A 5317-nucleotide genomic window follows, 5' to 3' on the forward strand; every position below is an offset into this window, starting at 1 on the left:
GCTCCTGGTGAAAGCTTGGATTTTGCCAACACGGTTGGAAGACCTCTCTACACGATGCTTATCGTCGACCACGACCGTAATGCATGGGTAAAACCTGAAGTGTATAGCTATCCGCTTTACATCTGTACACGCCCTGAAATGCTGTTTAAAGCAGTGATTGGAGCGAAATAACATGCGATGGCACGGGCTGCTAAACCAAATGGTTAAAGATGTACGCAACACTTTTGGGCAGCCCATCATCTACACGCGAAAGGACAACCAGCAATCTTTTCGTATCACAGCGATTTACACCATTAAGCATTCGGAATCGGACGCCGGTGGCAGAATCCCCACCACAATTGCAAGAAAGGAACTTGATCTTTGTATCAATGACATCGGGGGAATACCACCAAACCCTCAAGATAGTGTTGTAATCATTTCCCCTGAAAACAGCAAAGCTCCCTCTTCTCAGGAGCATTTCATTGTGATAGATGTACAAGCTTCAGAATCCGGTATGTATAAGCTTATCTTGCGGGAGCTAAAGTAAAGATATGCTTATAAAGAAATGATCTAGTACATGTTTATATTTAGAAGAAAAAAATACAAATTAACAAATGAAGCAATTAAGGTTGGCGAATTTATTCTTTACCGTATTAAAGCTATCAAAAATTTTGGTACAATTAAGAAAGGTGATTTAGGTGGATATATTGAAAAAGAAAGAAACCTAAGTCCTTACGATAATTGTTGGGTTTTTGATAATGCACAGGTTTACGGAAATGGATATGTTTCTGAAAATGCTACAATTAGGGATGATGCAAAAGTTTATGGTATAGCATCGGTTTCTGGTGAAGCGCAAATTTCTGGTAAAGCGCAAATTTATGATGAGGCCTCAGTTTGGGGAAGCGCTAAAGTTTATGACAGCGCTAAAGTTTTCGGAACAGCATCTGTTTCTGACGATGTAAAAATTTATGATGAAGCATCAGTTTCTGGTGAGGTATGCATTACAAATTCGGCATGTATTTTTGAAAACGCTAAAGTATATGGTGAAGCATTTATTTCCAAAAATGCTAAAATTTTCGGCAATGCAAAGATTTATGGTGAAGCATCTATTTTCGGAGATGCACACATTTCTGGAAATGCTATAATTTACGGTGAAACATCTATTTCCGGAAATGCTAAAATTTATGACAATACAAAAATTTATGATGAGGCATCAGTTTGGGGAAATGCTATAATTTGCAATAATGCACAAGTTTTTGATAAAGCAGATATCTCTGACAATGCACAGATTTTCGATAATGCACGAGTTTACGGTAAAGCATCGGTTGCTAATGAAGCGCAAATTTCTGGTAATGCACGAGTTTATGGCGAGGCATCAATTTTTGACAGTGTGCAAGTTTGTGGAAAAGCGCGAGTTTGCGGAACAGCAGAAATTTACGATAATGAAATTATTTCAACTGGGGTGAGAGACTAAACACAAAAAAACAAACGATTGTGAATTCAAACCTATCACTGGCTTGTTTGATTTTATTGGAAAAGAAAGGATATTCGGATCACAATTAAAGAATTTAATCGATTACTTGTGTAAAAACGATTTTTAGAAAAATGTAATATTACTTATTGACATTGTGACAGGAGTATGAATAATCGAATCAGGTGCCTAACAAACACCTTAGAACCATAAGCGGATTGGTTACCGAAATAATCAGTCTTCTATACATTAAAGACTTTGACTCATTATATGCTACATGCGTATAATAACATCTGTCGGGTGTGGTTACGCTATACAATACCCTTGCGGGGAAAGTGTAACGACGGACTTATGGCCGTGTTTGTTAGCGCCCGGCACTCTTTTTGAGTGTCATTAACAAACGTCTAACCATAAGGAATTCATTATGAATACTCTTATAGAAATTAGAGAACAGGTTATTGATCAGGAAACTGTTCAAACTGTTAACGCTCGTGATTTGCATGCGTTTTTAGAAGTAGGTAAAGATTTCTCTACTTGGATTAAATATCGCATCAACAAATATAATTTATTAGAAAATCAGGATTATTTAGTTTTCACCAACTTTGGGGAAAACCTCCAAGGTGGTCGTCCCTCTAAAGATTATCATCTAACTTTAAGTGTAGCCAAAGAGCTCTCTATGCTTGAGAATAATAAGAAAGGTAGAGAGGCTCGTTTATACTTTATCAAATGTGAACGGCTTTTGAAGCAAGTAGCTGCTCCACAGATAGCTGCATCACAAGTTGACTACTCTAAACCGGAGGCATTGCTTGGTGTTTTAAATCACTTACAAAGTCAAATAGAGCATAAAGATCATGTTATCGCTGAATTAGCACCAAAAGCAGAGGCTTTGGAAGGTTTAAAGCGTTCTGATGGTTTGTTTGGTCTGATAGAAGCTGCAAAGATGTTAGAGGTGCGACCTAAGGATTTAACGGATTACTTGCGTAAACATGATTGGGTCTATCGACGGGCTCCAGGGGCGCCTCTGTTACCTTATCAGGATAAGATAAAGAAAGGATTCATGGATTGTCCCGCTATTACCATTCAAAGACCAGATGGTACAGAAAAGGTGCTGCCTTCAACGAAAATCACATCTAGAGGATTAGCATGTTTGAGAGAACAAATCTTTGGGGGTGTGCAATGAATAGCAGTGTCGACTTCTTATGCGATTTGTGGATGGCATTGTTTAAGCTTTCTAACCATCGAGGCATTGGAGATGAGGACTGCAATGCTATAGTTGAGGTTATGGAATCGGTCGTAGATGCTCTGGTTTTAAAGCTTCAAGATGACGTACCCAATATTACAAAAATCTTGGCAATTTTGACAGATTTTGGAGCTTCAGAACTTCCACATCGTATGGATTCTTTGTTGCGAACTTATGAACCAAATTTAGACAACCCCATTAAAAAGGTTGCTTAATTAAAAAAATAGAACTCCCCTCCCCGTTCTTAAGATGGGGAGTGGTCAAGAGACTTCTTTAGGTAAGAATTCGAAATGAATAGGCTTAAAACCAGTTAAGTCATAATCTGTAAAATCTGCAGTATCGACAAAGTTTTCTGCTTCTTTATCCGTCTTAAAAACGGGTATTTGTTTTAATTTAGAGGTTTTCATAAAAATTAAATTTCTTTTGATGCGTATAGACTTTTAAAAGATTCAAAGTTTAGAAGAAATGTATCTGTTTAAACTCACACCATTTTCAGCGGCTTGTATTGCAAGTTTTCTATGGAGTTCTGGTGGGATTCTTAATTGAAACTTACCACTGTATTTACCATGTGACAAAGGCACAGGAACTTCTTCTCCATTATGTTGCATATCCTCAACAACTTCTGAAACAAGGTCCATAATGCCTTTTAAAGCTTTCTCTGCTTGAGCATCTAACCATGAAAGGGATGGGAATTCTGCACACAATCCGACATATTCCTCATCTTCTTGCGACCACAAAACACGATATGTATAATGATTATTGTTCATGTTTCATCCTTTCTATCGCTTGTAAGACTTGTTTGACTTGATAAGCTTTTGCTTTGTTACCAGAATCTTTTTGAATATTCACACGAGGATCACCAAGCCACGGTGTTTTAAAAACAAAGTGGCTTGTACCATTGTTCCGCGGTTCTCCAAAGAAATAGACACATACAGCCAACAAATCTGAAAACTTGATGTTCTTTGGTGACGCTTTCATCAAGCTGATTATTTTTTCAACTTTATTGTTCATAACCAATAATAGTATCATTATTAATCCTAGTCAATCATTTTATACACTTAATTGGACAGGAGCCCCATGCATCCGAGAGAAACGATAAGGGAAAGCTTTGTTGCTTTGATAAAGACAGCAAAGACGGCAGCTGGTGACAATGTTTTCAATATGCGTGATTTCAATTTATTTATTGAAGCAATGCCAGCTATTAATATCTCAACGCAAAGTGAAACGATTGAAGATGGACATGATTATGGAGTAAGGCGACGTGTTTTAACGCTAGATGTTGAATGCTATGCAACATGTGAAGATGGAGCACGTTTTGTTGACCAATTAGCATGGGAAATTGAAGAGATTTTCTATGCCAATCCCAATCTTAACAATACCGTTGAGACATGCCGCCTGCAAAATATTGCTTTTGCCTTTGGCGATAATGGCGCCTTAGCACTCCATGGTGCAATTCTAACCTTTGAAGTCATTTATGTGACAAATATCCCCAACATGGATGAAGAAGACGGCAGTGTAACAGCAAGAATCGTTGAACCTTTCTTAAGCTTTGAACCAGAAACAGGCGTGAGAAATAAAGATAAATACCATAAAATCGAGGTTACTCATGTTAGAGCGGCGCGATAAAGAAATCACAGATCTAAAGAGACGTGTGGCCAATATGGTTGTGGTGGGAAAAATTAGCCATGTCGACCATAAAAACGCACGCTATCGGGTAAAAAGTGGCAATCTTATCAGTGACTGGATTCCAGACACACAAGCCCGCGCCGGTAAAACACGCTCCTATGAAGGGCGTGATGTTGGAGAGCAAGTAGTTGTTATCTCGTCATCAGGGGATTTGTCACAAGGGGTGATTGTTGGTTCACTTCACACCGATGCTAATCAAGCAGCCGATAAAGGCAGCATTCACCGAACGATATACCCCGATGGAACCAGCCTTGAATATGATGATGAACAAAATACTTATGGAATTCACATCAAATCCGGCGGAAAATTTATCCTGACAATCGCTGATGGTGTGTCACTAAAAGGTGATGGTGGCAAGCTAGAGCTTACGGTACCGGAAGGCATAAAGATTGTTTCAGAAAGCGATATAAATTTAAACGCAAAAGGCGGCATCTCTTTGAAGGCTGGTGATGGCATTTCACTGAATTCGAATGATAGTCTCTCTCTTCATTCCGGGAATAATGTTTCCATTCATTCAAGTGGACTAAAGCATAACGGCACCAATGTAGGAGCAACCCATGTTCATGGTGGTGTTTATTCTGGTGGCGCGATGACAGGAGGTCCCAATTGAACAGTGGAATGGACCGCACAACAGGAAAGCCATTAACCGGCATTGATCATTTACGCCAATCAATCCTTGACATTTTGTCAACACGGATTGGTTCGCGTGTAATGCGGCGTGATTATGGTTCACGTGTTGCAGAACTCATTGATGCTCCAGTGAATAATGCTTTTGCTGTTGCCCTTTATGCTGCTGTTGCTGAGGCTTTAGACAAGTGGGAACCGCGTTTTAAATTGAAAAAAATTGATTTTAAATGGAGTGAGAATGGACACGTTTCTTTGTCCTTTGAAGGTATTTATTTGCCATCCGGCAAGCCCATTACCATGGAAGGATTATTGAT

At 38.9% G+C, this 5317-nt stretch carries 11 protein-coding genes; 8 read left to right on the plus strand and 3 right to left on the minus strand.

Going from position 1 to position 5317, the window contains the following annotated elements:
- The 5 genes from ACFIJL_RS08490 to ACFIJL_RS08510 form a co-directional block, all read left to right on the plus strand.
- Positions 1-171: major capsid protein (locus ACFIJL_RS08490; RefSeq protein WP_375624228.1), on the plus strand; the 171-nt coding region annotated here is incomplete at its 5' end.
- A gap of 1 nt (position 172) precedes the next feature.
- Entirely contained in the window at positions 173-526 is a 354-nt protein-coding gene (locus ACFIJL_RS08495) for a hypothetical protein (protein ID WP_375624212.1), read from the plus strand.
- A 30-nt stretch (positions 527-556) separates the two neighbouring features.
- The gene (locus ACFIJL_RS08500; RefSeq protein ID WP_375624214.1) at positions 557-1453 is read left to right on the plus strand and encodes a hypothetical protein; all 897 of its coding nucleotides are present in this window, start codon (positions 557-559) and stop codon (positions 1451-1453) included.
- 421 nt (positions 1454-1874) lie between these two features.
- Positions 1875-2630, plus strand: a complete 756-nt coding sequence (locus ACFIJL_RS08505) for an antA/AntB antirepressor family protein (RefSeq protein ID WP_375624216.1) — start codon at positions 1875-1877, stop codon at positions 2628-2630.
- A complete protein-coding gene (locus tag ACFIJL_RS08510; RefSeq protein WP_006589100.1) occupies positions 2627-2905 on the plus strand; it encodes a hypothetical protein in 279 nt (92 codons plus the stop codon). The genes ACFIJL_RS08505 and ACFIJL_RS08510 overlap by 4 nt, the downstream gene beginning before the upstream one ends.
- Positions 2906-2950: 45 nt before the next feature.
- Here the strand turns inward: ACFIJL_RS08510 and ACFIJL_RS08515 are convergent, their stop codons facing one another.
- The 3 genes from ACFIJL_RS08515 to ACFIJL_RS08525 are packed head-to-tail and all read right to left on the minus strand — an operon-like array spanning position 2951 to position 3719.
- Positions 2951-3097, minus strand: a complete 147-nt coding sequence (locus ACFIJL_RS08515; RefSeq protein WP_375624218.1) for a CopG family antitoxin — start codon at positions 3095-3097, stop codon at positions 2951-2953.
- A 42-nt stretch (positions 3098-3139) separates the two neighbouring features.
- The gene (locus ACFIJL_RS08520; RefSeq protein WP_004856761.1) at positions 3140-3457 is read right to left on the minus strand and encodes a type II toxin-antitoxin system HicB family antitoxin; all 318 of its coding nucleotides are present in this window, start codon (positions 3455-3457) and stop codon (positions 3140-3142) included.
- Entirely contained in the window at positions 3447-3719 is a 273-nt protein-coding gene (locus tag ACFIJL_RS08525) for a toxin HicA (RefSeq protein ID WP_375624221.1), read from the minus strand. Before ACFIJL_RS08525 ends, ACFIJL_RS08520 begins: the two co-directional genes overlap by 11 nt.
- Before the next feature lie 48 nt (positions 3720-3767).
- On the opposite strand from ACFIJL_RS08525, the gene ACFIJL_RS08530 reads away from it, so the two are divergent.
- The 3 genes from ACFIJL_RS08530 to ACFIJL_RS08540 form a co-directional block, all read left to right on the plus strand.
- Positions 3768-4316 (plus strand): hypothetical protein, encoded by a 549-nt coding sequence (locus ACFIJL_RS08530; protein WP_375624223.1) that lies wholly within the window; start codon positions 3768-3770, stop codon positions 4314-4316.
- Positions 4297-4986 carry a phage baseplate assembly protein V gene (locus tag ACFIJL_RS08535; RefSeq protein WP_375624224.1) on the plus strand — a complete coding sequence of 230 codons (690 nt, stop codon included), beginning with the start codon at positions 4297-4299 and terminating at the stop codon, positions 4984-4986. Before ACFIJL_RS08530 ends, ACFIJL_RS08535 begins: the two co-directional genes overlap by 20 nt.
- A partial coding sequence (locus ACFIJL_RS08540) for a GPW/gp25 family protein (protein WP_375624226.1) occupies positions 4983-5317 on the plus strand: 335 nt, incomplete at its 3' end. The genes ACFIJL_RS08535 and ACFIJL_RS08540, both read left to right, overlap by 4 nt.

The organism is Bartonella sp. TT119HLJHH (genome assembly GCF_042193385.1).
Classification (GTDB): Bacteria; Pseudomonadota; Alphaproteobacteria; order Rhizobiales; family Rhizobiaceae; genus Bartonella.

Excerpts from the sequence above, each read along its gene's own strand:
- ACFIJL_RS08495 (WP_375624212.1), top strand. The coding sequence starts at position 173 with ATGCGATGGCACGGGCTGCTAAACCAAATGGTTAAAGATGTACGCAAC.
- ACFIJL_RS08530 (WP_375624223.1), top strand. The coding sequence starts at position 3,768 with ATGCATCCGAGAGAAACGATAAGGGAAAGCTTTGTTGCTTTGATAAAG.
- ACFIJL_RS08525 (WP_375624221.1), bottom strand. The coding sequence starts at position 3,719 with ATGATACTATTATTGGTTATGAACAATAAAGTTGAAAAAATAATCAGC.
- ACFIJL_RS08505 (WP_375624216.1), top strand. The coding sequence starts at position 1,875 with ATGAATACTCTTATAGAAATTAGAGAACAGGTTATTGATCAGGAAACT.
- ACFIJL_RS08515 (WP_375624218.1), bottom strand. The coding sequence starts at position 3,097 with ATGAAAACCTCTAAATTAAAACAAATACCCGTTTTTAAGACGGATAAA.
- ACFIJL_RS08520 (WP_004856761.1), bottom strand. The coding sequence starts at position 3,457 with ATGAACAATAATCATTATACATATCGTGTTTTGTGGTCGCAAGAAGAT.
- ACFIJL_RS08535 (WP_375624224.1), top strand. The coding sequence starts at position 4,297 with ATGTTAGAGCGGCGCGATAAAGAAATCACAGATCTAAAGAGACGTGTG.
- ACFIJL_RS08500 (WP_375624214.1), top strand. The coding sequence starts at position 557 with ATGTTTATATTTAGAAGAAAAAAATACAAATTAACAAATGAAGCAATT.
- ACFIJL_RS08510 (WP_006589100.1), top strand. The coding sequence starts at position 2,627 with ATGAATAGCAGTGTCGACTTCTTATGCGATTTGTGGATGGCATTGTTT.